Source organism: Hymenobacter metallilatus (assembly GCF_003944705.1).
GTDB lineage: Bacteria > Bacteroidota > Bacteroidia > Cytophagales > Hymenobacteraceae > Hymenobacter > Hymenobacter metallilatus.
Genome location: NZ_RWIS01000008.1, coordinates 206276 through 230888, shown reverse-complemented (window position 1 = coordinate 230888; position 24613 = coordinate 206276). Strand labels below are relative to the sequence as shown.

19 protein-coding genes are annotated in these 24613 nt (G+C 60.3%); 10 read left to right on the top strand and 9 right to left on the bottom strand.

Translation table 11 applies throughout. From position 1 onward, the window contains the following. Window positions 1-70 precede the first annotated feature (70 nt). Entirely contained in the window at window positions 71-1171 is a 1101-nt protein-coding gene (locus EI290_RS13560; protein ID WP_125431212.1) for a glycosyltransferase family 9 protein, read from the bottom strand. Between the two features lie 229 nt (window positions 1172-1400). Further along, window positions 1401-2765: an adenylosuccinate lyase gene (purB, locus tag EI290_RS13555; RefSeq protein WP_125431209.1), complete on the bottom strand. Its 1365-nt coding sequence runs from the start codon at window positions 2763-2765 to the stop codon at window positions 1401-1403. 169 nt (window positions 2766-2934) lie between these two features. On the opposite strand from purB, the gene EI290_RS13550 reads away from it, so the two are divergent. Then, on the top strand, window positions 2935-5082 hold the full coding sequence (locus EI290_RS13550) for a biosynthetic peptidoglycan transglycosylase (protein WP_185816988.1): 2148 nt from the start codon (window positions 2935-2937) through the stop codon (window positions 5080-5082). Window positions 5083-5255: 173 nt separating this feature from the next. Here the strand turns inward: EI290_RS13550 and EI290_RS13545 are convergent, their stop codons facing one another. From EI290_RS13545 to hemG, 3 genes are all read right to left on the bottom strand, one after another. Further along, entirely contained in the window at window positions 5256-6191 is a 936-nt protein-coding gene (locus tag EI290_RS13545) for a TerC family protein (RefSeq protein ID WP_125431204.1), read from the bottom strand. A 134-nt stretch (window positions 6192-6325) separates the two neighbouring features. Continuing rightward, on the bottom strand, window positions 6326-7114 hold the full coding sequence (locus tag EI290_RS13540; RefSeq protein WP_125431201.1) for a polyprenol monophosphomannose synthase: 789 nt from the start codon (window positions 7112-7114) through the stop codon (window positions 6326-6328). A 197-nt stretch (window positions 7115-7311) separates the two neighbouring features. Then, window positions 7312-8643: a protoporphyrinogen oxidase gene (gene hemG, locus EI290_RS13535; RefSeq protein WP_185816987.1), complete on the bottom strand. Its 1332-nt coding sequence runs from the start codon at window positions 8641-8643 to the stop codon at window positions 7312-7314. A gap of 131 nt (window positions 8644-8774) precedes the next feature. Between hemG and EI290_RS13530 the strand changes: the two genes are divergently transcribed. Continuing rightward, complete coding sequence (locus EI290_RS13530; RefSeq protein ID WP_125431195.1) at window positions 8775-9299, top strand: D-glycero-alpha-D-manno-heptose-1,7-bisphosphate 7-phosphatase; 525 nt, start codon at window positions 8775-8777, stop codon at window positions 9297-9299. A gap of 735 nt (window positions 9300-10034) precedes the next feature. On the opposite strand, the gene EI290_RS13525 is transcribed toward EI290_RS13530, so the two are convergent. Next, window positions 10035-11438 (bottom strand): type III PLP-dependent enzyme domain-containing protein, encoded by a 1404-nt coding sequence (locus tag EI290_RS13525; RefSeq protein WP_125431192.1) that lies wholly within the window; start codon window positions 11436-11438, stop codon window positions 10035-10037. A 259-nt stretch (window positions 11439-11697) separates the two neighbouring features. Here EI290_RS13525 and EI290_RS13520 point away from each other — a divergent pair, with 259 nt between their 5' ends. After that, the gene (locus tag EI290_RS13520) at window positions 11698-12672 is read left to right on the top strand and encodes an arginase (protein ID WP_125431189.1); all 975 of its coding nucleotides are present in this window, start codon (window positions 11698-11700) and stop codon (window positions 12670-12672) included. A gap of 67 nt (window positions 12673-12739) precedes the next feature. Next, window positions 12740-13189 (top strand): YbaY family lipoprotein, encoded by a 450-nt coding sequence (locus EI290_RS13515; protein ID WP_125431186.1) that lies wholly within the window; start codon window positions 12740-12742, stop codon window positions 13187-13189. Between the two features lie 64 nt (window positions 13190-13253). On the opposite strand, the gene EI290_RS13510 is transcribed toward EI290_RS13515, so the two are convergent. Beyond that, complete coding sequence (locus tag EI290_RS13510) at window positions 13254-14060, bottom strand: universal stress protein (RefSeq protein ID WP_125431183.1); 807 nt, start codon at window positions 14058-14060, stop codon at window positions 13254-13256. A 383-nt stretch (window positions 14061-14443) separates the two neighbouring features. On the opposite strand from EI290_RS13510, the gene argS reads away from it, so the two are divergent. Both argS and EI290_RS13500 read left to right on the top strand, forming a co-directional pair. After that, a complete protein-coding gene (gene argS, locus EI290_RS13505; RefSeq protein ID WP_125431180.1) occupies window positions 14444-16237 on the top strand; it encodes an arginine--tRNA ligase in 1794 nt (597 codons plus the stop codon). Window positions 16238-16488: 251 nt separating this feature from the next. Continuing rightward, window positions 16489-17070 (top strand): LOG family protein, encoded by a 582-nt coding sequence (locus EI290_RS13500; protein WP_125431177.1) that lies wholly within the window; start codon window positions 16489-16491, stop codon window positions 17068-17070. Window positions 17071-17175: 105 nt separating this feature from the next. Here EI290_RS13500 and EI290_RS13495 read toward each other — a convergent pair whose 3' ends face one another. After that, complete coding sequence (locus EI290_RS13495; protein ID WP_125431174.1) at window positions 17176-18255, bottom strand: 3-oxoacyl-ACP synthase III family protein; 1080 nt, start codon at window positions 18253-18255, stop codon at window positions 17176-17178. A 180-nt stretch (window positions 18256-18435) separates the two neighbouring features. Between EI290_RS13495 and EI290_RS13490 the strand changes: the two genes are divergently transcribed. From EI290_RS13490 to EI290_RS13475, 4 genes are all read left to right on the top strand, one after another. After that, the gene (locus EI290_RS13490) at window positions 18436-19020 is read left to right on the top strand and encodes a glutathione peroxidase (protein ID WP_317127473.1); all 585 of its coding nucleotides are present in this window, start codon (window positions 18436-18438) and stop codon (window positions 19018-19020) included. A gap of 135 nt (window positions 19021-19155) precedes the next feature. Next, complete coding sequence (locus EI290_RS13485) at window positions 19156-19833, top strand: HAD family hydrolase (protein ID WP_125431171.1); 678 nt, start codon at window positions 19156-19158, stop codon at window positions 19831-19833. Between the two features lie 144 nt (window positions 19834-19977). Beyond that, entirely contained in the window at window positions 19978-20913 is a 936-nt protein-coding gene (locus EI290_RS13480) for a 1,4-dihydroxy-2-naphthoate polyprenyltransferase (RefSeq protein ID WP_125431168.1), read from the top strand. 120 nt (window positions 20914-21033) lie between these two features. Continuing rightward, window positions 21034-22554 carry a hypothetical protein gene (locus tag EI290_RS13475; RefSeq protein WP_148103639.1) on the top strand — a complete coding sequence of 507 codons (1521 nt, stop codon included), beginning with the start codon at window positions 21034-21036 and terminating at the stop codon, window positions 22552-22554. Window positions 22555-22783: 229 nt separating this feature from the next. Here the strand turns inward: EI290_RS13475 and EI290_RS13470 are convergent, their stop codons facing one another. Further along, window positions 22784-24409, bottom strand: a complete 1626-nt coding sequence (locus tag EI290_RS13470) for a DEAD/DEAH box helicase (RefSeq protein ID WP_125431273.1) — start codon at window positions 24407-24409, stop codon at window positions 22784-22786. Window positions 24410-24613: the final 204 nt, after the last annotated feature.

Sequence of the window (24613 nt, the reverse complement as noted above, 5' to 3'; positions counted from 1 at the left end):
AGTATCAGGCGTGTGTGTGGACCTACCGCGTTGGTACTCGCTTCGCTCGTGCGCGAAGCGGAGCTGCGCGCTACTGCACACTCACCCGCACGGCCTCAAACACTTTTTCCGCCGACAAATCTTCCATGCAGCTGGTGCCTTGCTTGCACGAGCCGCGGTAGAAGCAGACGCACTGCTTATCCGGCTGCACGAGCTGGCCGCGGCCGTAGAGGTCGAATTCGTAGGGGTTGAAGATGTTGTTCATCAGGATGGTGTGCTTGCGCAGGGCAATGCTGATGTGCATGGCCATGGTTACCTGCGTCACGATGCCATCCATCTGGTGCATCAGGTTGATGAACTGGGGCAGGGAGAACGTGCCCAGGTAAGCCGCGCTGGTGGCGGCGTGGAGGCGGCGGTTGCGCTCATCCTCGGCCTCGCCGCCCAGCAGCACGGGCGCATAACCGGTCTGCTGCAGTTGGTGAATGAGGGTAATCCATTTTTCGTCCGACCACAGGCGGGTCGTCCACCGGTCGCCGCAGCCGGTGTTGAGGCCGATGCGAGGGCGGCCCTGGGGCAGTTGGCTCCAGTCGTAGCCCTTGTCCTCGTGGGTGTCGAACACGTATTCTTCATGCCGGAACTCGTAGCCGCACAGCTCGAAGATTTCCTGCACGTAAGGCTTCTGGTTTCGTTGGCTCAGCTCGTCGAACACGCCGGTGAGGTACTTGTGGTTAGCCAGCTCGTCCACGGGCCAGGCCACGCCGTACTCGGGGTGTAGCTGGTAGCCAAATTTTTGCTTGGCCCGGATGCTGCCCAGCAGGGCGCAAGCCTCTTTGTCCTTATCGAGGTTGAACAGAATATCAAACTCCCGCTGCTGCAGGTGCAGTACGCTGGTGAACTCCAGCTTCAGCACCTCGTCAATCCATCCTCCTCCCTGGGGCAGAATGGCGGGCGTGAGCGTGAGCCAGGTGATACGGGCGTTGGGGTACTCCTGGCGCAGCCGCCGCAGCAACGGCGTAGTGCGGATAACGTCCCCAATGGCCCCGAGCTTGATGATGAGAATGCGCTGCTGCGTGGGTGCATACACCGGGCAGCCGGTGCACTGGTAGCCGTGCTCCTTGTTCGGGCGGCAAGGAATATCACCGCGGAAATGGCGGCAGTCGGGATGAACGGTAACGCCGTTGAGGTGAGGCATTGGGGGAAATCTTGACGCGAAAAAAAGACGGTCATGCTGAGCGCAGCCGGAGGCGAAGTTGAAGCATCTCTACCGCTGGCTAATCCATTCATTGCAACAATGACTGCTCTCTAGCTCAGGGTTTAAACCCTGGGCTAGTAAGGCTGACCAAACGAAGCAGTAGAGATGCTTCGATTACGGCTGCGCCTTCACTCAGCATGACGTTCTATATGCTATTGAAAATACAAATCTACACGCCCACGTAGCTGCTGGGCGTGATGGCGCGCAGCTCCTGCTTCACGGCGTCGCTCACGCTGAGGCCGTCCACGAATTCGCTGATGGTGGCCTGGCTGATGGCCGAGCCGGTGCGGGTGAGGGCTTTAAGGGCGTTGTAGGGGTCGGGGTAGTTTTCGCGGCGCAGGATGGTTTGCAGGGCCTCGGCCACCACGGCCCAGTTGTCGTCCAAGTCGCGGCGGAGGGCGGCTTCGTCGAGGGCCAGCTTGTCGAGGCCGCGCTGCAAAGCGGTGAGGGCAATGAGCGTGTGGCCCAGCGGCACGCCCAGGTTGCGCAGCACGGTGGAGTCGGTGAGGTCGCGCTGTAGGCGGCTGATGGGCAGCTTGGCCGCGAGGTGCTCCAGCACAGCGTTGGCCAGGCCCAGGTTCCCCTCAGCGTTTTCAAAATCAATAGGGTTCACCTTGTGGGGCATGGCCGAGGAACCTACCTCGCCGGCCTTCACCGTCTGGCGGAAATAGCCCAGGGAAATGTACTGCCACACGTCGCGCGCCAGGTCAACGAGAATGGTGTTGAGGCGCTTGAGGCCGTCGCAGAGGGCGGCCAGGTGGTCGTAGTGCTCAATCTGGGTGGTGGGGTGGCTGCGCTTGAGGCCCAGGCGGCCTTCCACAAACTGCTGGGCAAACTGGTGCCAGTCGGTGCCGGGGTAGGCCACGTGGTGGGCGTTGAAGTTGCCGGTGGCTCCGCCGAACTTCGCGCCGAACGGCACCTGGCCCAGCAGCTCCACCTGGGCATCGAGGCGGGCTACAAATACTTCCACTTCCTTGCCGAGGCGGGTGGGGGAGGCGGGCTGGCCGTGGGTGCGGGCCAGCATGGGCACGGCGGCCCAGCTCTGGGCGCGGGTGGCCAGCTGGTTGCGCACCTGCGCGTAGGTCGGCAGCAGCGTGTGGATGAGGGCGTGCTGGAGGCTGAGCGGAATGGCGGTGTTGTTGATGTCCTGGGACGTGAGGCCAAAGTGGATAAACTCCAGGTACTGGCCCAGGCCCAGGGCCGTAAACCGGTCCCGCAGGAAGTATTCCACGGCCTTCACGTCGTGGTTCGTAACCCGTTCGTGGGCCTTCACGGCGTCGGCATCGGCCGTGCTGAACTGGGTATAGATAGCGCGCAGTGAGCTGAATACTTCCGGATTCACGCCCTGCAGCTGGGGCAGGGGCAGCTCGCAGAGGGCAATGAAATACTCCACTTCCACCAGCACCCGGTACCGGATCAGGGCCAGCTCGGAGAAGTAGGCGGCCAGCGGAGCCGTCTGGCGGCGGTAACGGCCATCGAGGGGCGAAACGGCGGTAAGGGGCGTCAGGACGGTATAGTCGAGGGCAGCAGACATGCGTAGAAGGAGGAAAAAGGCCAGGGACGGGCCAAAGGTAGCGGAAGGCGGGGCGCGGGCCAATCGGGGCGCGGGCCTTTTTCGTTACCTTTGTCGTCCGAGCGGCGGCGGGTTCGGCATGAATCTGGCTTGGCCCGGCCGCGACTTCCTTTCTCTCCGACCTGTGCGCGTGACTTCAGCAACCAAGAAAAAAATCGGCATCGGCCTGGGCATCCTGGTGGTGCTTTTGCTCAGTGGTTTAGGCCTTTTCCTGCTGAAGCGGCAGGAGCTGCTGGATCTGGCCCTGCAGAAAGTGAAAGCCAAGGTTGAAACCAAGTACCCCGTGGTACTCACGCTGGGCCCCGCCCGCTTCACCGACCTCAACACCGTGCAGCTCGAGGGCGTGAGCCTGGTGCCTACCACGCTGCCCGATACGCTGTTTACGGCCCGGCAGGTACGGGCCTCGCTGAGCGTGCGCAGCCTGTTTGCCGGCCGCCCGGTGTTCAGCAACCTCGAAATCGACAACGCCCGCCTCACCGCCCGCCAGACGCGCGCCGGGCAGGACAACTATTCCTTCCTCTACAAGAAGAAGAAAAACCAGCCCGTAGCGCCGGTGGATACGTCCAAGGGCACCAACTACGGCCTGCTGGCCAACCAGCTGCTGGAAGCTACCTTCGACAACATCCCCGACGAGGCCGACTTCCAGAACTTCCTGGTTACCTACCAGAGCCCCCGCCACCAGGCCCGCCTGGTGATGCCTCGCCTGGCCATTGAGGACGGCGACATTACCGGGCAGCTCACCGCCAACATCGACTCGGTGGAGAACCGCGTGGGGGTACAGGGCCACATCGACGCCGGTGACTACGAGGTGGACGCCAACATTTTCGGGCTGGACAAGCGCCCCGTGGTGCTGCCCTACGTGCAAAGCCGCTACGGGGCCCGGGTGCAGTTCGATTCGGTGCGCGTGAGTCTGTCGGATAAGGATTTTGGCGGCGACGACGATCTGACGGTGAAGGGCACGGCCGCGGCGGCCAACTTCATCGTGAATCACCCCAAGCTTTCCGACAGTGACGTGCGCTTCCCGCGCGGCGGCATTGATTTCGTGCTGAAGCTGGGGCAGGCCTCGTTTGCGCTGGAGAAGGGCACGCGGGTGCTGCTCAACAAGATGGAGCTGTTTCCGGAGCTGAGCGTGCGCCGCCTGCCGGTGCCGGAGCGCGTGATTGGCAAGGATATCAACGGCCTCACCAACCGCAACCAGCTGCTGGCCGGGCTGCAGGTAAAGCTGAACGTGGAATCCAGCGAAACCAAGGCCAACGACTTCTTCGCCTCCCTGCCCGAGGGCATGTTTGAGACGCTGGAAGGCACCCAGGCCGAGGGCACGGTGCAGTACCACCTCATGGCCGACCTCGACATGAACCAGCTCGACAGCCTGAAATTCGACTCGGGACTGCGGGCTACCAAGTTCCGCATCACCCGCTTCGGCCGCGAAAACCTGAACAAGCTGAACGAGGAGTTCCGGCATACGGCCTACAACGACAAGGGCGACACCGTGAAAACCTTTCTGGTGGGCCCCTCCAACCCTGAGTACACGCCTTACAATGAGGTGTCAGACTACCTGAAGTACGCCATCATGACGGCCGAGGACCCGCGCTTTATGACGCACCGGGGATTCATGGAAAAGGCTTTTGTGAAGTCGGCCATCCAGAACCTGAAAGAGCGGCGCTTCGCCCGGGGCGGTAGCACTATCAGTATGCAGCTGGTGAAGAACGTGTTCCTGACCCGCAAGAAAACCCTGGTGCGCAAGGCCGAGGAAGCCCTGATTGTGTGGATTATCGAAAATACCCGCCTGGCTACCAAGGAGCGGATGCTGGAGGTGTACCTGAACATTATTGAGTGGGGCCCGAAGATTTACGGGGTGCACGAGGCCGCCGAATTTTACTTTGCCAAGGAGCCGCGCAACCTGAATCTGTCGGAAAGTTTGTTTCTGGCCAGCATCATTCCCCGGCCCAAATACTACCGCAACGGCTTCAACCAGTACGGCGAGATGCGCGTGAGCGGGCGGTACTTTCACCGGCTCATTGCCCAGCTGATGGCCCGTAAAGGATATATTTCGCAAAGCGAGTACGAAAACGTGGGTACGTACGTGAATTTCCAAGGCCCAGCCAGGCAGTACATCGTGCGCGCTACCCGCGACACGGTGCGTACCATTATAGCGGCCGACTCCTCCCAGTACGAGCCCCTGAACCTGATTGACTTGCTCGGCGGCGACACTGCCCCCGACGCCGGCGTAAATACCAACCAGCAGGAGCCCCCCGCTACCCCGCCGCCGGGGAATTAGCCCGTCCTTGCGAGGAGGCACGACGAAGCAATCCTTCCTTTGCGCAGCGCGCACCCCTGATCTACTCAAAAGCCCCTGATGCCAGCACGGACGTCAGGGGCTTTTTGCTTATCTGGGTTTCGGGCGCTGACAAGGACGGATTGCTTCGTCGTGCCTCCTCGCAAGGACAACTCCTATTCGTGTCCTGTCACTTCCTCCTTCTTCGGAAACAGCAACGACAGCCCGATGGAGCCGGCCAGGATCAGGCCGACGATGCCCAGGGAGATGCCCATAGGAATGTGCAGCAGCTCGGTGGCCAATAGCTTACCGCCGATGAAGATGAGGATGAGCGAGAGGCCGTAGTGCAGGTAGTGAAAGAGGCGCATGAGGCTTTCCAGCGCGAAATACAACGCCCGCAGCCCCAGCAGGGCAAACACGTTACTAGTGTACACAATAAACGTGTCGCGGGAGACGGCCAGGATGGCGGGAATGGAGTCGGCTGCAAATACCACGTCGGTAGTTTCTACCATTACCAGCACCACCAGCAGGGGCGTGGCGAAGAGTGTCCCGTTCTGGCGCACAAAAAACTTGCCCTCGTGCAGGCGGTTGGTTATGGGCAGATGGCGGCTCAGAAACTTAACCACCGGATTACTGTCGGGGTCTATTTCCGGCTCGCCGCCGCTGGTGGCCATCTTCACGCCGGTATACACCAGAAATGCACCCAGCACGTACAGCAGAAAGTGAAACTTGGCCAGCAGGGCCGCGCCCGCCAGAATAAAGCCCGCCCGCAGCACCAGGGCCCCAATAATACCCCAAAACAGAATTTTGTGCTGGTATTGTGGTGGTACCTTGAAATAGCTGAAGATGAGCAGAAACACGAACAGATTGTCCACGCTCAACGACTTTTCGATGAGGTAGCCAGTGAGGAACTCCAGAGCCGCCTGCTTGCCCATCCAATGGTACACAGCGTAGTTGAAGCTTAAGGACAACGCAATCCAGAAAGCGCTCCAGCCCAGGGCTTCCCGCATACGCACCACGTGGGCCTTGCGGTTGAACACCAGCAGATCGAGCAGCAGCAGGGCCAGTACGCCCACATTAAAGCAGACCCAAAAAAGCGGAGATATAGCCATTGGCCGTAAGATACGTGCCTGGCTTCATTTTGGGCTATGCCCAGGGGCGGGAAAATACCAATGGATGGCCCGCACGAAATAGCCCGCGGCTCCTGGGGACAGAAGGCACGGGCTATTTGGGTAGGGGCACACCATCAGTGCGCTTCAGGCGCGGGCAGGGCTGGTATTGCCGTATCGGTGGCGGCCGGGCTCCGGCGCTCAAACCGCCGGAACCAACTGTCAATCTTCATTTGCAGCACCCCAAAAAAGGCTTCCTGCACAATGCCCTTGCTCATTTTGGAGGCACCCCGGGTACGGTCGGTGAAGATGATGGGTACCTCCTTGATGCGGAAGCCATACTTGTACGCCAGCCATTTCATCTCAATCTGGAAAGCGTAGCCCACGAACCGGATGCGGTTTTGCAGAATGGTGCGCAGTACCCGGGCCGTGTAGCATTTAAAGCCCGCTGTAGCATCCCGAATGGGCATACCCGTTACAATGCGCACGTAAGCCGAGGCGAAATACGACATCAGTACCCGGTCCATGGGCCAGTTCACCACGTTTACGCCCTGGATGTAGCGCGAGCCAATGGCCAGATCATAGCTCTGGTGGGCGCAGGCATCGTAGAGACGAATCAGGTCGTCGGGGTTGTGGGAAAAGTCGGCATCCATTTCAAACACGTACTCGTAGCCCCGGTCCAGGGCCCAGTGGAAACCGTGAATGTAGGCAGTGCCGAGGCCGAGCTTGCCGGCGCGCTCTTCCAGAAACAATTGGTTGGGAAATTCCTGCATCAGGCCGCGCACAATGTCGGCGGTGCCATCCGGTGAGCCATCATCAATGATGAGTACATCGAACGGCTGAGGCAATGAGAAGACCTTGCGGATGATAAGCTCCGCATTTTCCTTCTCGTTGTAGGTCGGTATCAGGACAAGCCCGTCAGTCATTGCCGCAAAGGTAGAAGTTTGTTCGGTGTGCCGAAGCATGGGGCCACGCCGACATGGCTACCCTTACGCTGGTTAACAGATGCACAAAGTGCCCGCGGGGTTGCCGGTTACGGGCCGGGTCAGAATAACACCCTTGGGCAGGAATAGAGTTTACGAAAGTAACGTAAATAACGAGGCAGCTCTATATACTCCACGGCCTAGCGGCCGGCCAGGGTGGTAGCTAATTTTCGGGCCTGCCGTACGCAGTCGGGTACACCTACTCCTGCCCGCCAGTTGGCCGCCACGTGCAGGCCTTGCTCCGCCAGGGCATCAATAGCCCGGTGAGCCGCCGCTATGTGGGCATCGAACTGCGGGATGGATTTATCCCAGTAAAAGCGGTACTGCCATACCGGCGCGGCCCCTGCCCGAATGCCGTAGAGGCGACTTAGCTCAGCGTGCACCGCGGCTTTCTGGGCCGTTTCGGGCTGGCGGGCCTGTTCGGTATACTGGATACCGCCCACAAAGCTGGTAAACAGCACCTGCCCGGCCGGCGCCCGATCCGGAAAGATGGAACTGGTCCAAATGGTACCGGCTGCATAGGGAGCTTCGGCCTTCGGGTGTAGCGCCCCAAAGCCATTGAGCGGGTGCTGCACATCGGCACGGTGATACGCCGTGTAAATAGCGGCCATGGGAGGGTGTTGCACCTGGTGAAGGGCCGCCGCTACGGCCGGAAACTGACTCTGCAGCAGCGAGGCCGCCGCATAGGCCGGTAAGGCTACTACCACTTGGTGATACAAGCGGGGCGCCGGACCGCCCGAGGTTTCCAACTCCCAAAGACCATCAGCGGGGCGGCAGTGCAGGTGAGTAGCTGCCTGCCCGGTATGCGCCCGCCGCAATTGGGCCGCCAGCGTGTCGGTAAGCGTCTGCAGGCCCCCGGCCAGGGAAATAATCCGGCGGCGGCCGGCTGGGTTCTTGGTGTTCATCAGGCCACGGACTACCGAGCCATATTGCTGCTCCAGGGCGGCTAGCTGCGGAAACGTTTTGTGCAGCAGCAGTTGGGCCGGGTCGCCGGCGTAGATGCCCGAAATGAATGGGTTCAAGGCATAATCTACCACTTCCGGGCCAAAGCGCCGGTGGAAGAAGTGCGCCAGCGTTTCCTGCTCGTTTACCGGCTGGGCCGGCTTAAACAGCTCCCGTACCAGGTTCAGGCGTGTTTTCAGGCTGAAAAAAGAACTGGTGAGTAATGCCGGGGGCGAAGATGGCAGTTGCTGGTAGCGGCCCTGGCGCAGTACGTAGCGGTTCTGGCTGATGGCTGCGGCCTCCTGAATCTGGCTGGTAAGCCCCAGCCCATCCAGCAGTTCCCGCAGCTCCTCCGAAAGCTGCAGCGAGTTGGGGCCGGTTTCCACCAGGTACCCGTCGCGCTGCTCGGAGCGGATGTTGCCGCCGGGGCGGGGGCTGGCTTCGTACAGGTCGTAATCGACGCCGGCGCGCTGCAGGTACCAGGCCAGCGTGAGGCCCGAAATACCGCCGCCCAGGATAGCAATGGCCATGTGGTGAATAGATGACAGGTGAATGGGTGACAGGTGACAATGCTGAAGGACCCCACGCGCAAAAGTACACACGCCTGCCATAGCCTGCCGAACTACTTACTTTTGCCACCTGTCACCTGCCATTCTTCATCATGAACAAAGCCGTATTTCTGGACCGCGACGGAGTATTGAACAACGAGATAGGGGAGTACGTGTGGGAGCTGGACAAATTTGTGGTATCGGAGGGCGTGCCCGAAAGTCTGGCCCGGCTAAAGGCCGCCGGATTTTACCTGGTGGTGGTTACCAACCAGGCCGGTATAGCGAAAGGCCTGTACACTCCTGCCCACGTGCAGGCCTGCCACCAGAAGCTGCAAACGGCGGTAGGAGGCCTGATTGATGCGTTTTACTTTGCCCCGGGCCACCCAAACGTTTCCGAATCCTTGGCGCGCAAGCCCGGCTCCCTGATGCTGGAGAAGGCACTGGCCCGCTTCCGGCTGGATGCCAGCCGGTGCTGGATGGTGGGCGACCGGCTGCGGGATATGGAAGCGGGCCAGCGCGTTGGTATCCGGGGTATTTTGGTAGGACCGGAGCAGCAGAGCGACTATCAGCCCCACGTAGCCGATTTACGCGCCGCCACCACCCTGATTCTGGCTACGGAAACAGCTGGCTACCAGTAACGCAACAGGCGCCGCCTCTGCCAGAGAAGCCGCGCCTGTTTGCTGGCAATAAAGAAAGTGGCTACTGCTGCTGCCCGCCGGGAGCAATACTGGCCATAACCGGAGCGGCCATTCGGTTGGCTGGCTTGGAGGAAGAATACGCCGGACATTGATTACGGCAGGAAGAAGCTCCCCCTATCAGAAGGCACCCCCACAAGAAAATTTTTTTCATGGCAAAAGACAAAAAGAAGGGCTGGTTCGCGCATGTAAGTGCTTCAGAAACAACCACATTTTTTGTCTAACGATTCCAAGGTATTAAAATTGTTGTATTGAATAGGTAATTTATTATTGGATAAATGCAAACCGCCATTCCGGTAGCAGGAATGGCGGTTTGTAGAATCGGCCACAGCCGGTTTAGGTTGTGCTGCTACTGACGCTCAGCGGCTGTGCCATGCTGGGCCACAATGGTAGATGACACCCGGGCGGCATCTTTCGTGCTTGAATAAGCAGGGCACTGAGATTTTTTGTTGCAAGAGCTCAGCCCAAGGCCGGCCACACACGCCAGAAGTAGTACTTTTTTCATACAGAGTAAAATGTGAACGGGTCGGGCCCGGCTGTTTGGGGGTACGTGGGTAAAGGTACAGGAACTCCGGCCCACCTGCAACAGCCCACCGCCGCCTACTCATTCGGCACTTACAGCAGCAGGTGTACCCTGGAGCACAATTCCGGGGTACAAATTTTAGCGGTTACTGCCTTCTATGACTGATACCCCAGAATCCGCATCATGGAGTCGGCGGTTTGCTCTTCGGCAAATACCCGGTCGGTAAGGGTGCCATCTTCGGCGCGGTCCAGAATGACCATTTTGGGGGCCGGAATCAGGCAGTGCTTCACGCCGCCGTAGCCCGAAAGGCTTTCCTGGTAAGCGCCGGTGTGGAAGAAGCCCACGTACAGCGGCTTGGCATCGGTGGCGGGCTTGCGCTCCGGCAGAAACACCTGGTAAATGTGCTTCTCGGCGTTGTAGTAGTCCTGGGAGTCGCAGGTGAGGCCACCCAGCTGGATTTTCTTATAGCTGCGGTTCCAGTTGTTGAGGGCCAGCATAATAAAGCGCTGGTTCAGGGCCCAGGTATCGGGCAGGTTGGTGATGAAGGAGCCATCAATCATATACCACAGCTCCTTATCGTTCTGCAGCTTCTCATCCAGAATCGAGTAGATGGTTGCGCCCGACTCGCCCACCGTGAAAATGCCAAACTCGGTGAAAATGTCCGGCTCCGGCACACCTTCTTCCTCACAAATGCGCTTAATGGTGCGCAATACCTCGGCAATCATGTAGGGGTAGTCGTACTCCTTCTGAATGCTGGTCTGGATGGGCAGGCCGCCCCCGATATCAATGGTGGTGAGGGTGGGGCACACCTTGCGCAGCTCGCAGTACTTGTGCACAAACCGGCTCAGCTCCGACCAGTAGTAGCTGGTGTCCTTGATGCCGGTGTTGATGAAGTAGTGCAGCATCGTGAGCTCAAAGCGCGGGTCGTGCTTGATTTTCTGCTCGTAAAGCGGCATGGCATCGGTGTAGCGGATGCCGAGGCGGGAGGTATAGAACTGGAAGCGGGGCTCCTCGTCGGAGGCCAGGCGCATGCCCACGTTGCACTTTTCGCGCACGTTGTCGTGGTAGTAGTCCACCTCGTTCGGTGAGTCAAGGATAGGCATGCAATTCACGAACCCGTCGTTGATAAGGCGCGTGATTTCGTACTTGTACTCCTCGGTTTTAAAGCCGTTGCAGATGATGTAGGTGTCTTTCTGCACCCGGCCCTTAGCGTGCATGGCCCGGATGATGTTGGTATCAAACCACGACGAGGTTTCGATGTGGACGCCGTTTTTCAGCGCCTCCTCCACCACAAAGCTGAAGTGCGAGGCCTTAGTGCAGTAAGCGTAGGAGTACTTGCCCTGGTAGCCCGTTTGCTCAATGCCCACCCGGAACCACTCCTGTGCCCGCTGAATCTGGGAACTAATTTTGGGCAGGTAGGTGAGGCGCAGCGGGGTGCCATGCTTTTCCACCAGCGCCATCAGGTCGATGCCGTGGAAGCGCAGCTCATCATTCTCCACGTGAAACTCGTCGGTGGGGAAGTCAAACGTCTGGGAAATCAGGGAGTGGTAGGTATCCATTGAGTGGGGAGTTGTCAGTTGCCAGTTGTCAGGTATCAGTTGTCGGTTATTAGCAGAACAGTACTAACAACTGACAACTAGCAACTGACAACTTACTTTCCGAACTTAGTGCCCGCAAAGATACCCCCTCGCGGGGGTTTTGGTTGTGCTTTGTTCGTTGGTTGCGCCGGAAGGTCCGCGCGCGTCAAGCCTGAGAGGAATCCCACCCGCTCAATCGGCAAGCATCTAAACCACTTAACCCTTTTTCTGCCAATGTAATATGCGACGCATTAAGCTTCTGGAGGTCCGCTCCGAACTCGGAGCCGGCACCCGTGGCGCCAGCCTGGGCATTGATGCCCTCAAAGTAGCCTGCCTCAACAAGGGCTCCGACTACTTCCGCCGGTTCAACTCCGTGGCCATTCCGGACCTGAACCACGTGCTCTTCGAGAAAAATCATTTTCCGAAAGCCAAGCACATCGATTCTATTTACACGGTGCAAAAGGGCATTGCCAGCACCGTGGAGCAAACCCTGCGCTTCGGGGAGTTTCCGCTGGTACTGGCCGGCGACCATAGCAACGCCTCCGGTACCATTGCGGGCATCAAGGCGGCCTACCCGCACAAAACGCTGGGCGTGGTGTGGGTAGATGCCCACGCCGACATTCACTCGCCCTACACCACGCCCTCGGGCAACATGCACGGTATGCCGCTGGCCATCAGCCTGGGCGACGATAACCGCCCCTGCCAGCGCAACCACCCCGAGCCCGAAACCGAGTTTTTCTGGCAGAAGCTCAAAAACCTGGGCGAGCCGGGCCCCAAAGTGGCTCCTGAGCACCTGGTGTACGTGGTGGTGCGCGACACTGAGCACGAGGAAGATGCTATTATGGAGCGGCTGGGCATCAAAAACTACAAGCTGGACGAGGTGAAGGCCAAGGGCACCCGGCAGGTAGCCCGCGAGATATACGAGCGGCTCCGCTTCTGCGACCTGGTGTACGTGAGCTTCGACGTGGATTCCCTGGATTCGCGCTTCAGCAAAGGCACCGGCACCCCCGTGGAGGAGGGCCTGAACGTGGAGGAAGCCATCAGCCTGTGCCGCGCCCTGCTGGATAACGACCGGGTAGTATGCTTCGAGATGGTGGAAATTAACCCGACTCTCGACAACATGAATACCATGGCCACCAACGCCTTTGATATTCTGGAGGCCGCCACCGATGCCATCCAGAACCGCCTGCGGCTGGAGGAAGTGGTGAGCCGGTAAATGCTACTCCGGCCGGAATGAAGGCGTAATACCCGTTTATTGCGCCTTCGTTCTTGTTTCCTTCGCCATGAAATTGCTGCACTATCTGGCCCTGGCCCTGCCCGTTCTGCTGGCCGCCTGCACCGCCTCGCCTTCCTTTACCACTGCTCCGGCAGCCGGAAGCAAGGCCCCAGCCGCCGCTACCGCCCGTGATTCCGTAACGGGCACCGTTACCTGCCGCAACCGCATGGCCCTGCCGCCCACGGCTGTGGTGCGCGTGGTGCTGCAGGATGTGGCTTTGCAGGATGTGGCCGCCACAGTCATTGATTCAGTTACCATCCGACCCAACGGGCGGCAGGTACCGTTTGCCTTTGTGCTGCACTACAACCCGGCCGGTATTGGGGCGGGCAGTATGTACACTGTGCAGGCCCGCATTACCGACGGGGGCCGCTTGCTCTACCTGCACGATGAGGCCTACCCTGTAGTTACCGGCAACCACCCCAACCGGGTAGATATAGTAGTGCGGCCGGTACAATAGCCAGCTGCCACGCCAACTCTTCCACAAACAGCCTCCCAACGCACGTTGGTGAGGCTGTTTTCTATTATTCCTGGGCCGGCAGCACCAGCACCGGCACCGGGCTACGGCGGATGATGTCGGCCGTGACGCTGTGGTGAAACAGCTGCCCCAGAAAACTGCGGCGGCGCGCAATGAGCACCAGTAGATCATACTTTTCGGCTACCTCCAGAATACCCTCGGTAGCTGTGGCGGCGGCTACCGTGCGGGTGTGCACTGTGGTCAGGTCGGCAGTGAGGCCGGTACGCGCTACGGAATCCAGCGCGCCAGTGTCGTCGGTGGCTTCGGAGGTTACGTGCAGCAGCGTCAGCTCGGCGTGCAGGGCGTTGAGCAGGTGGCGGGCGGTGCCGGCAAACTGCCCCAGGGTAAACTCCCCGGCATCGGTGGCCAGCAGCACGCGGCGGGGCAGGGCCGGGTTGTGCACCGTGTGCGGCACTACCAGCATGGGGTAGGGGGCGGTGCGCAGAATATCCAGGGCAGTAATGGTAACCAGCTCATCGGGCGTACCCTGCGTATCGGAGCGGCCCAGGATAACCAGCGCGGGGTGGTGGCGGCTCACGGCATCGGCCACGGCAAAGGCCACGCGCCCGTGCCCCACCTCCGCCACCACCGGCACCGACAGGTCGCGGGCCAGGCTGCTCAGGGCCAGGTGAATAGCTTCGCGGCTGAGGTTGGAGAGCTGCCCGGTAAACATTTCGGGGTCCAGCACCGAGTCGCGGCGCACGTGCAGCAGCACTAGGCGGGCATCCAGCGGAGCGGCCAGGTTGGTGGCGTAGTTCAGCGCCGCGTTGGCCGCCTGAAAAAAATCGGTGAGGATGAGCAGGGAGGTAGCCATGGCCAAGCGGTAGGTGAAGTGGCCAAGGTCGGAAATAGCCGGCCGCGGGGCAAGGCACTGAGGCCGAAGCAAAACGGATAACTAGGCACCCGGCACCCCGCCCCAACGCGGCCTGCCAGCCACAGGGGCCGGTAGGCGGGCCGCCGCACTTTTTCGGGCGGCTTCCGGCGCAGGTTTTTACCTTTGCAGCCCCGGCCGCCGCTCAGGCATACCGGGCAAGTTTCTATGGTACCGGTTTTTGAACTTCGGCAACGACGACTTCTGGCGTAAGTAGCGGCCCCGGCCCGGGGGGCTGCTTACGCCCGTTGGCCTACCCGATAGTTTCTCTACATCCTGCCTGGGAGCCGGCGCGTCCGGTTGCCTTCCAGCCCTTCGCTTTTCTCGTGCAACAACTCGAACAAACCCTCAAGGCGGCTCTCGGAGCCGCTATTCAACAGGTATTCGGCACTGAGGTGCCCGCCGCCCAACTCGCCCTGCAGCCCACGCGCAAGGAGTTTGCCGGCCAGTTTACGCTCGTTACGTTCCCCTTCACCAAAACCCTGGGCAAGGGCCCCGAGCAAATTGGCCAGGCCGTAGGGGAGTGGCTGGTGGCCAACTCCCCGCTGGTAGCCGGCTACAACGTGGTGAAGGGCTTCCTGAACCTGGAAATTGCCGATGCCGAGTGGCTAAAGGCGTTTGAGCAGCTCCGCCAGCAGCCAGCCGGCACGCCCGTCACTACAGAAGGTCCGCGCAATGTGGTGGTGGAGTATTCCTCACCCAACACCAACAAGCCCCTGCACCTGGGCCACCTGCGCAACAACTTCCTTGGCTACTCGGTGGCCGAGATTCTGCAGGCCACCGGCGCCACCGTTACCAAGGCCAACCTGGTCAACGACCGGGGCATCCACATCTGCAAATCCATGCTGGCCTACCAGCAGTACGGCCAGGGCGAAACCCCGCAGAGCGCCGGCATCAAAGGCGACCACCTGGCGGGCAAATACTACGTGCTGTTTGAGAAGCACTACCGCGAGCAGGTGCGTCAGCTGGAAGCCGAAGGTGTACTGCCCGACGTGGCCAAGCGCCAGGCCCCTCTGATGCTGGAAGCCCAGGACATGCTACGGGCCTGGGAAGCCGGCGACGAGCAGGTAGTAAGCCTCTGGAAGCAGATGAACGGCTGGGTGTACGAGGGTTTCGACGCTACCTACCAGAACATAGGCGTCGATTTCAACAAGTATTACTACGAGTCGGGTACCTACCTGCTGGGCAAGGAGCGGGTGGAGGAAGGCCTGCAGAAGGGCGTGTTCTTCCGGAAAGAAGACGGCTCGGTGTGGGTGGACCTGAAGGAAGAAGGCCTCGACGAGAAGCTGCTGCTGCGCGCCGATGGTACCAGTGTATACATTACCCAGGACCTGGGCACGGCCGAGCTGAAGTATCAGGATTTCGGCTACGATTTGAGCGTGTACGTCATTGCCGACGAGCAAAACTACCACATGCAGGTGCTGCGGGCGGTGCTCCAGAAGCTGGGCAAGCCTTATGCCGACGCCATCTACCACCTCAGCTACGGCATGGTGGATTTGCCCTCGGGCAAGATGAAAAGCCGGGAGGGTACCGTGGTAGACGCCGATGAGCTGGTGCGCGAAGTGGTGGAAGCCGCCCAGGCCGCCACCCTCGAAAAAGGTAAAACCGAAGGCCTCACCGAGCAGGAGCTGCAGCAGCTCTACCACATGCTGGGCCTGGGGGCGCTCAAGTACTACCTGCTGAAAGTGGACCCCAAGAAGCGGATGCTTTTCAACCCTGAGGAATCGGTGAAGCTGGAAGGCGACACGGGGCCATTCATTCAGTACTCCCACGCCCGTATTGCCACCATTCTGCGCAAGGCCGCTGAAATGGGCATCAGCCAGGAGGCCGACCTGAGCACGTTGACGGAACTACCCGCTGCCGCCCGCGAAATGGTGCAGGAGCTTGGCCGCTACGCCAGCGTGGTACAGGAAGCCGCCCGCACGTTTTCGCCCGCCGTGGTGGCCCAGTACGCCTACGACGTGGCCCGCGCCTACAACCGCTTCTACACCGACATCAAAATCTTTACCGAGCCCAACGAAACCAGCCGCTCATTCTACGTGGCGCTGTCGGCCCAAACCGGCCGCACCATTAAGGCCAGCATGGGCCTGCTGGGCATTCAGGTGCCCGAGCGGATGTAGTGTAAACCGCGTGGGGTGCGCGCGTCCCCTCAGACCGTCATGCTGAGCGCAGGCGGAGCCGCAGCCGAAGTATCTCTACCGCTTCGTTGTGGTAGTACTCCAAGTAAAGCGGTAGAGATGCTGCGGCTGCGCTCAGCAGGACGCGCACAAGTTTGTTTGTAGTGCAGCAGCAGCGTCGGCAATTGGCGTTGCTGCTGTTTTTTTCTTTTGTCACTTATGACGGATGAGGCCCGGCCGAGTCCAATTTGCGTATGAAGAGCGTAGCCGTATACTGCGGTGCCAACAGCGGCACCAACGAATCATTTACCCTACAAGCCCGGGTCATGGGCCAGACTCTGGCTGAGCGGGGCATCACGCTGGTGTACGGCGGGGGGCGGGTAGGCCTGATGGGCGCCATAGCCGACAGTGCGCTGGCCCACGGCGGTCAGGTTATCGGGGTCATTCCCGATTTTCTGGTGGCTAAGGAAGTGGAGCACCGGGGCGTTACGGAGCTGCACATTGTGAAGAGTATGCACGAGCGGAAGCTGATGATGGCCGACCTTGCCGAGGGCTTCGTGGCCATGCCCGGGGGCTACGGCACCCTGGAGGAGCTGTTCGAAGTACTCACCTGGGGGCAGTTAGGCCTGCACCAAAAGCCCATTGGCGTACTCAACGTGGCCGGCTACTACGACCATCTGCTCCGCGCCCTCGACCACATGGCCGACGAAGCGCTGCTCCGCCGCGAAAACCGCAACCAGCTCCTCAGCCACCCCACCCCCCACGGCCTCCTTGATGCTATGCTGGCTTACCAGCCCATTGCCCTGGAAAAATGGCTTACCCCACGCACCACGTAAAGGTGAAATTGTGAAGTGGTGAAATTGTGAAAGGACGTTCTACTTGCACCTTACGGGCAGTTAGAACGTCCTTTCACAATTTCACCACTTCACAATTTCACCATCTCACATCTGATACACTACGGCATTGCAGTTCATGCCGGCGCCTACCGAGGCAAACACAATGATGTCGCCGGGCTGCAGGTCGTTGTCGGGCAGCTGGCCTTTCAGCAGCAGGTCCAGCAGAGTGGGGAGGGTGGCTACCGAGGAGTTGCCCAGCCAGGAAATGGTCATGGGCATTACGTTGGCCGGTACCGCATCGAGGTTGTACAGGGCGTACAGGCGCTTTAGAATGGCCTCATCCATTTTGCCGTTGGCCTGATGGATGAGCAGCTTGCGCATGGCCGTAATGGGCAGCCCTGCTTTATCAAGCGTATCCTTGATGGCCTGGGGCACAGTTTTCAGCGCGTACTCGTACAGCTTGCGGCCTTCCATCTTCAGAAACAGCTCCGTGCCCGTGTATGCCGGGTTAAACGACTTAGCCATGCGCAGCAAGTGGGCCGCCTGAAGGGTATCGGAGCGGGTGCCGTGGGCCAGAATGCCCACCGGAGCATCGGTTTCCCGGGCTTCGAGCAGCATAGCGCCGGCCCCGTCGGCGTAAATCATGCTGTCCCGGTCGTGGGGGTCGCACACGCGCGAGAGGGTTTCGGCCCCGATAACCAGCACGCGCCGGGCATCACCGGAGCGCAGGTAGTAGTCGGCCTGAATAACACCCTGCAGCCAGCCGGGGCAGCCAAAAGGCAGGTCGTAGGCAACACAGTGTGGGTTTTCGATGCCGAGCTTGTGCTTGACGCGGGCAGCCAGCGTGGGCACGAAGTCGGAGCGGCGGTTTTCAAAGGATACGTCGCCGAAGTTGTGGGCCACCAGAATGCAGTCCAGCGTTTCGGGGTCGGTTTGGCTGGACTGCAGCGCATCCTGGGCGGCCAGAAAAGCCAGGTCGGAGGCTACTTGATTATCGGCGGCGTAGCGCCGTTCCTGGATATCGGTAATGCTGGCAAACTGCTGCACAATATCGGCCCCTAGCTTGGTAAGCGGGTTGCCGGCAGCGTCATAAAACGACGAAGTAATGAAAGCGTCGTTTTTGATTACTTGTGAGGGGAGGTAACTGCCCGTTCCGGTAATGACCGAATGGAGAGTCTTACGCATGAGCAGAGTAAACGTGGAATGCGGACACGGTTAAGGTCAAATGTACAGATTTTTGGCATTGGCGGCCGCTCCAAACCCGCTGGCAGTGCGTATGGTCCTGCCTTTCCTCCTGCAGCCAGGGTACCAAACATTGCGCAGGGTTACTGGTTCTCAACTGATTTTTTCCCTCATTCCACTCCCATGAAAGCCTTTGTTGCATTGGGCGCGCTGGTTGCTACCGGCTTTGCTACCTTCCCGTCTCACCTTATTACCCCGGATATGTCCACCACTACAGAAACCACCGCTGCTACCGGCACCGTGTACGATTTCACCGTACAAAGTATTGATGGGAAGGCAGTAAAGCTCAGCCAGTATAAAGGCAAAAAGCTCCTTATTGTGAATACGGCCTCCGAATGCGGCTACACCCCGCAGTACAAAGAGCTGGAGGAGCTGTACAAAAAACACGGCGACAAAGTGACGGTGCTGGGCTTCCCGGCCAACAACTTCGGGGGGCAGGAGCCGGGTACCAACGAACAGATATCCTTGTTCTGCGAAAAGAACTATGGCGTCACGTTCCCGCTGTTTGGCAAAGTTTCCGTGAAAGGCGACGATGCCGTCCCGCTTTACAAGTACCTATCGGACAAGGCGAAAAACGGCCGGGTAGGTGAAGCGCCCAACTGGAATTTCTGCAAGTATCTGGTAGATGAAACCGGCCATGTGGTGGCGTTTTATCCCTCAAAGGTGAAGCCGATGAGTGAGGAGCTGGTGGCGGCCATCCTGAAGTAAGTGTTGAGCCCCTTGAACGGGTACCCTGGCGCTGCCCGAAGGTTGTCGTAACCCTGGTACCCCCGAAGCACCGCTTTGGGGTACCCCTTCGGCTAGCCGGCATTACCTTCGTGCTTCTACCAACTCCCTCCCCGCATGGTTCGCACCGTTATTTTCGACATGGATGGCGTTATCGTTGACACGGAACCCGTGCACCGTTACGCCTACTACCGGCATTTCGAGGAGCTGGGCATAGAGGTGCCGGATGCGGAGTATGCCACTTTTACGGGGCGCTCCACCAAAAACGTATACCAGCACCTGAAGGACAAGCACGGGCTGGAGCCTGCCGTGGATGAGCTGGTGCTGATGAAGCGGGAGTTCTTTAACCGGGCCTTCGATGAAAAGCCGGACCTGGAGCTGCTCGACGGGGTGCGTACCCTGATTGAGGACCTGCACCGCCACCACCTGCAGCTCATTCTGGCATCCTCGGCCTCCAGGTCTACCATCGACCGGGTAATGCGGCGGTTTGCGCTGGGTTCTTACTTCTCTCATTTGGTGAGCGGGGAGGATTTTCCGCGCTCCAAGCCCGATCCAGCCATTTTTGAGCACGCGGCCAGCTTATCGGAAGCTCCCAAAAGTCAGTGCGTGGTTATTGAAGATTCCAGCAACGGGGTATCGGCGGCTAAGGCGGCCGGCATCTATTGCATCGGCTATAACAGTGAGCATTCCCCCCTGCAGGACCTGAGCCACGCCGATCTGGTGGTGGCACATTTCCGGGAGCTGACGGCCGAGCGCATAGCTACCCTGGAAATGGGACCAGCGCGAACTGTATAATACCGGGCCCGGCCCCGGTGGTAGCAGGAAAGTAGCGCGAACTTTGTAGCTCCCGTCTCTGCGCCACTTCCACAAGATAGGGGCCGAAGCACACCGTTCGCCCCACTGCTCCGGGCGTCGCCTTAACGGCATAATTTTACTTGTATGGCACCTACTTCTCCCACCGCTCCCGCGTCCGTCAGCCCCGCCAACGCCTGGATTTCGGCTTTCCGGCCGCGCACCTTGCCCCTGGCCCTGGCCAGTATCATGGCCGGGGGCTTTCTGGCGGCCAGCAACGGGCAGTTTCGGGGCAGTGTGGTGGGGCTGGCGGCCCTTACCACCATTCTGCTGCAAATCCTGAGTAACCTGGCCAATGACTACGGCGACTCCCAGAACGGGGCGGACAGCGTGCACCGGGAAGGGCCGCAGCGGGCCGTGCAGAGCGGCGCCATCAGCCCGGCCCAGATGAAGCGGGGTATGCTGGTGTTCGGAGTGCTTGCGTTGCTAAGCGGCTTGTTGCTGCTGTGGGTGGCCTTGGGCACGGCCGGCGCCTGGATTTTCGGGGCCTTCTTCGTGCTGGGCTTGTCGGCTATTTGGGCGGCCGTCAACTACACGGCCGGCTCCCGGCCCTACGGCTACGCCGGCCTCGGCGACGTGTCGGTGTTTCTTTTTTTCGGGCTGGTGGGCGTATGCGGTACGTATTTCCTGCAGGCCGGCACGCTGCCGCTGCCGGTACTGCTGCCCGCCGCGGCCCTGGGCTGCTTTGCCACGGCCGTGCTCAACGTGAACAACATCCGCGACATCCGCTCTGATGCGCTGGCCGGCAAAATTACCATTCCGGTGCGCCTGGGTCCGCAGCGGGCCCGCGTGTACCACGGAGTGCTGCTGGCCGCCGGACTGGTGTGCGCCGTGCTCTACGTGCTGCTCACTTACCGCTCGCCCTGGCAGTGGCTGTTTCTGCTGAGTGCCCCGCTGCTGGTGCGCAATGCTTTGGCCGTGTGGCAGCGTCAGGGAAGTATGCAGCTCGACCCGCTGCTCAAGCACATGGCCCTCACCACGCTGGTGTTCACGCTGCTGTTCGGGCTGGGGCAGGTGCTGTAGCCGTTGACGGTATCCGGTAAATTTTCCGGGCGCCGCCGTGTGCAATACCGGCTAATCGGGCATCGTTGAAAGTGTTCAACCTTAGCCCGGTAGCGGCCCGGTAGTGCGCCGCCATATGGTATGAAAATCGGTATACTTGTTTCCTGTGCGTGGCTGGGGCTGCAAGCTTGTCAGGCCCAGCCCACGGCTCCAGCGGCCCAGGTCGGAGAGTTTGGTACATTGCCTACCAGTGGCCTGCTGTATTCGCCGCGCACAATGAGCCGGCTGCACCGTATTGTCGACTCTTTGAACCTTCGTTACAAAGTGTGCGAGATGCGGCGGGCATACCGGAGCCAGTGGCAGGGCCAGGCCAGCTACCTGCGGCTGGAAAAAGGCAATCTGGATGCAGCGGCGCAGCTACTGAAAACCGGCGTTACGCCCGAGCAATTCCGCAAGAGTTTTCCGGCCGCCACCGTGGAGGCAGACCTGCTGGTAGTGGCCGCTGAGGAGCAGCAGGAGCACAACGGCCGTAAGCTGACTTCCACCGAATTCAGCAACCTGCCTTTACGTAACCAGGGCGAATACTCCCTTACCATTGATGGGCCCGTAGCGGCGGATAAGCTTGCGGCAGGCAAATGGATGGTACACCAGGAGAAAAAGGGCTATGGGGGGCCTTACCTGGAGGCTTTCTACTTCCCTCAGGGGCTCAGCCAAGCCCCTTTGCCCCGCGCCTACGCCACACTGGTACAGTACGCCGACTGCCTGGTAGACACTACGGCGCAGATTTACCTGGAAACGGCCCGGCGCACTGGCGTCCGGCTCCCGACCAAGGAGAGCAACAGCCAGGTTCAGTTGCTGCGCTACGTGCACGAGCAAACCCGCCGCCCAGACGATGCCTACCACGATAACCTGTCGGAGGAAGAGCAGCAAGCCCGGTGGCAGGCGTTTCGGCAGTGGGATTCCCTGCGCCTGCAGAAAGTTGATGCCTTGGCAGGTACTCCCCGTTTTCGGGCGCTGCTGCAACAGGCGGCTACTGATGATGCCAGCCTGGGTAACTCCACTGATGAGCTGGAGGAATACGTGGCCCGGTACTATTCACCGGCCCGGGCGTTGCAGCTCAAACGCAGCCGCCGCGTAATAGGCGGCTGCAGTCAGGACAACAGCCCCCGTCTGCACGCCCTGGGCATTGCCCAACTCTCGGCCGAGGCCGTGCACTGGGAAACATTCCTGCGGGCTCACCTCGATATCATGAACGACCGGTTTGAGCGCATGTCGGACGGGAGCTATGCCTGGGAAAAGCGGCAAACCTACCTGCGGGAGCTGGAGGAGCTGGATATCAACGTAACGGACCTGCTGGTCGGAATCAGCCTGCGGATGCAGAACCCCAGCCAGAATCATTACTACGGCAGCATTTCCCGGGTGGGGCGGGCGCTGGCCGAAACCAAACAGCCCCGGCAGCTGGAGCAGCGTCTGCTGGCCCTGGTCGCCGACCCAGATCTGGATACCTACAACCGCTTGCTGGCGTACTATCTCTTTCTGAATTACAATAGGCATCTCCCCGACGCCGCCCAGCAGGCCCGCAACATAACCGACCTGAATACTACTGTTCAGAAGTTACCGGCCTACCTGGTGGCTCGCGCAACCATATCCCCTCAAAAGTAGCGGCCGCCTAGGCAATAGCCCCGCAAAGGGTATAGAAGCTATTTAGAAGGTCGAAAGCACGTCATGCTGAGCTTGCCGAAGCATCTCTACTGCAATGGTAATTCAACGAAGCGGTAGAGATGCTTCGGCAAGCTCAGCATGACGTGCTTTCGACTTCCTGAACAGCTTCATAGACAAAAAAGCCCCCACTACACTACGTAGCGGGGGCTTCTTGCTTAATAAGTGCTACTTACTCGGCGCTTGGGGCGGCAGGAGCAGCGGCCGGGGTCGGTTCCGTGGTGCTGCCTTCGGGCCGGGGCCCCCGACCCGAGCGGTTGCGGCCACCCCGCTTGCGGCGGCGCTGGCCCTCTGGCTTATCGCCTTCGGCCCGAGGCCCGGCGGCTTCACCCTCCGGACGCGGAGCGCGGGGCTCCCGGGGCGGACGGGCTTCGCCTTCGGGGCGCGGGGCGCGGGGCTCCCGGCGGGGGCGGTTTTCGCTACCCTCGGGACGGTCTTCGCGCGGGGGGCGCTGGTAAGGCTGGGCTGGGGCCTGGCCGGCATCCAGGGCGGCCAGGGCAGCGGCGGCACGGGCAATGCGGGCCTGCTGGTCGGCGTCGGGTTTGCCGTCGCCGCGGTTAGGCCGTGGGCCGCGGCCACCTTCCGGGCGGGCCCCACCTTCGGGGCGCGGGCCCCGGTCACGACCTGCACCGGAGCCGCCGGAACGGCCGCCGCGCTCGGGGCGGCCGCCAATTTTGCCGCGCAAGCCACTGAAGCGCTTAGGGTCGAACTCGGGTGCCTCGCCCAGGCCCAGCGCTTCGGTGATGTTCTGCTTGTCAATCTCCCGCTCAATCAGCTTCTCAATCTTCACTACCCGGTCCTGGTCCTGGTCGGAAATAAAGGTGATGGCCGTGCCTTTGGTAGCAGCCCGGGCCGTGCGCCCAATGCGGTGCACGTAGTCCTCGGCGGCGCGCGGAATGTCGTAGTTCACCACGTGGCTCAGGGAGTCGATATCAATACCCCGGCTGAGCACGTCGGTGGCCACCAGAATGGGGAACTGTTTGTTCTTGAAGGCCCGCATGATTTCCTCGCGCTCCTCCTGGGTACGGTCCGACGAAATGCCCCGGGCCTCAATACCCAGCTTGTTGATGGCCCGCACAATGCCGCCCACGGCTGCTTTCTGGCTGGTAAACAGGACCATGCTTTGCACATCCTGGGTTTTGATGATATGCTCCAACAGGTAAATCTTCTGGCGGTCAAACGCCATGTAGAACTGCTGGTCGATGCCGGCGGCGGGTTTGGAAACAGCCAGGCGGATTTCCTCGGGCTGGTTCAGAATCTGCTTTGAAAAGTCGCGGATTTTGTTGGGCATGGTGGCCGAGAACAGCAGCGTCTGGCGTTGCTTGGGTAGCTGCCGCACAATGTTGAGGATGTCATCGGAGAAGCCCATGTCCATCATCTTATCGGCCTCATCCAGCACCAGGTACTTCAGGTCCTCAAATTTCACGTAGCCCATCTGCATGTGGGCAATGAGGCGGCCGGGGGTGGCAATAATAATGTCGGCCCCGGAAGTGAGGGCGCGCTTCTGCTGCTCCCAGCCCTCCGACTTGCCGCCCCCGTAGATGGCAATGGAACTGGCTTCCACGAAGTAACCGAAGCCGGTTACCTGCTCGTCAATCTGGGTGGCCAGCTCGCGGGTGGGCACCAGAACGAGGGTGGAGGTGGTACCGTGCTTGGCGTGGGAAATCTTGTCGATGAGAGGCAGCAGGTACGCCGCCGTTTTGCCCGTACCGGTCTGGGCGCAGGCAATCAAATCTTTGCCTTCCAGAATGCGCGGAATAGCTTGTTCCTGAATAGGGGTGGCATTCAGGTAATTCATGGCATCGATGCCCGCCAGCAGGTCATCGTGCAGGTTAAACTCGTGAAACGTCAAGGTACAGCTTACTTTTTAGGATGATGAATGGCTGACCCTGCTTTTCGGTCAGCAAACCGCTGGTTTGAATAGCAACAAAGATAGACGGATTTATGTGCCGGGGAGGTCGGGTGGCCGTTGCGGGTTGTTCATTGACCGTTTGCAGTTGCG

What these genes read in the sequence shown, in the direction of transcription:
- EI290_RS13560 (WP_125431212.1), bottom strand. Translation starts at nt 1,171, where the DNA reads ATGCCTCACCTCAACGGCGTTACCGTTCATCCCGACTGCCGCCATTTC.
- purB (WP_125431209.1), bottom strand. Translation starts at nt 2,765, where the DNA reads ATGTCTGCTGCCCTCGACTATACCGTCCTGACGCCCCTTACCGCCGTT.
- EI290_RS13545 (WP_125431204.1), bottom strand. Translation starts at nt 6,191, where the DNA reads ATGGCTATATCTCCGCTTTTTTGGGTCTGCTTTAATGTGGGCGTACTG.
- EI290_RS13540 (WP_125431201.1), bottom strand. Translation starts at nt 7,114, where the DNA reads ATGACTGACGGGCTTGTCCTGATACCGACCTACAACGAGAAGGAAAAT.
- hemG (WP_185816987.1), bottom strand. Translation starts at nt 8,643, where the DNA reads ATGGCCATTGCTATCCTGGGCGGCGGTATTTCGGGCCTCACGCTGGCC.
- EI290_RS13530 (WP_125431195.1), top strand. Translation starts at nt 8,775, where the DNA reads ATGAACAAAGCCGTATTTCTGGACCGCGACGGAGTATTGAACAACGAG.
- EI290_RS13525 (WP_125431192.1), bottom strand. Translation starts at nt 11,438, where the DNA reads ATGGATACCTACCACTCCCTGATTTCCCAGACGTTTGACTTCCCCACC.
- EI290_RS13520 (WP_125431189.1), top strand. Translation starts at nt 11,698, where the DNA reads ATGCGACGCATTAAGCTTCTGGAGGTCCGCTCCGAACTCGGAGCCGGC.
- EI290_RS13515 (WP_125431186.1), top strand. Translation starts at nt 12,740, where the DNA reads ATGAAATTGCTGCACTATCTGGCCCTGGCCCTGCCCGTTCTGCTGGCC.
- EI290_RS13510 (WP_125431183.1), bottom strand. Translation starts at nt 14,060, where the DNA reads ATGGCTACCTCCCTGCTCATCCTCACCGATTTTTTTCAGGCGGCCAAC.
- EI290_RS13500 (WP_125431177.1), top strand. Translation starts at nt 16,489, where the DNA reads ATGAAGAGCGTAGCCGTATACTGCGGTGCCAACAGCGGCACCAACGAA.
- EI290_RS13495 (WP_125431174.1), bottom strand. Translation starts at nt 18,255, where the DNA reads ATGCGTAAGACTCTCCATTCGGTCATTACCGGAACGGGCAGTTACCTC.
- EI290_RS13490 (WP_317127473.1), top strand. Translation starts at nt 18,436, where the DNA reads ATGAAAGCCTTTGTTGCATTGGGCGCGCTGGTTGCTACCGGCTTTGCT.
- EI290_RS13485 (WP_125431171.1), top strand. Translation starts at nt 19,156, where the DNA reads ATGGTTCGCACCGTTATTTTCGACATGGATGGCGTTATCGTTGACACG.
- EI290_RS13480 (WP_125431168.1), top strand. Translation starts at nt 19,978, where the DNA reads ATGGCACCTACTTCTCCCACCGCTCCCGCGTCCGTCAGCCCCGCCAAC.
- EI290_RS13475 (WP_148103639.1), top strand. Translation starts at nt 21,034, where the DNA reads ATGAAAATCGGTATACTTGTTTCCTGTGCGTGGCTGGGGCTGCAAGCT.
- EI290_RS13470 (WP_125431273.1), bottom strand. Translation starts at nt 24,409, where the DNA reads ATGAATTACCTGAATGCCACCCCTATTCAGGAACAAGCTATTCCGCGC.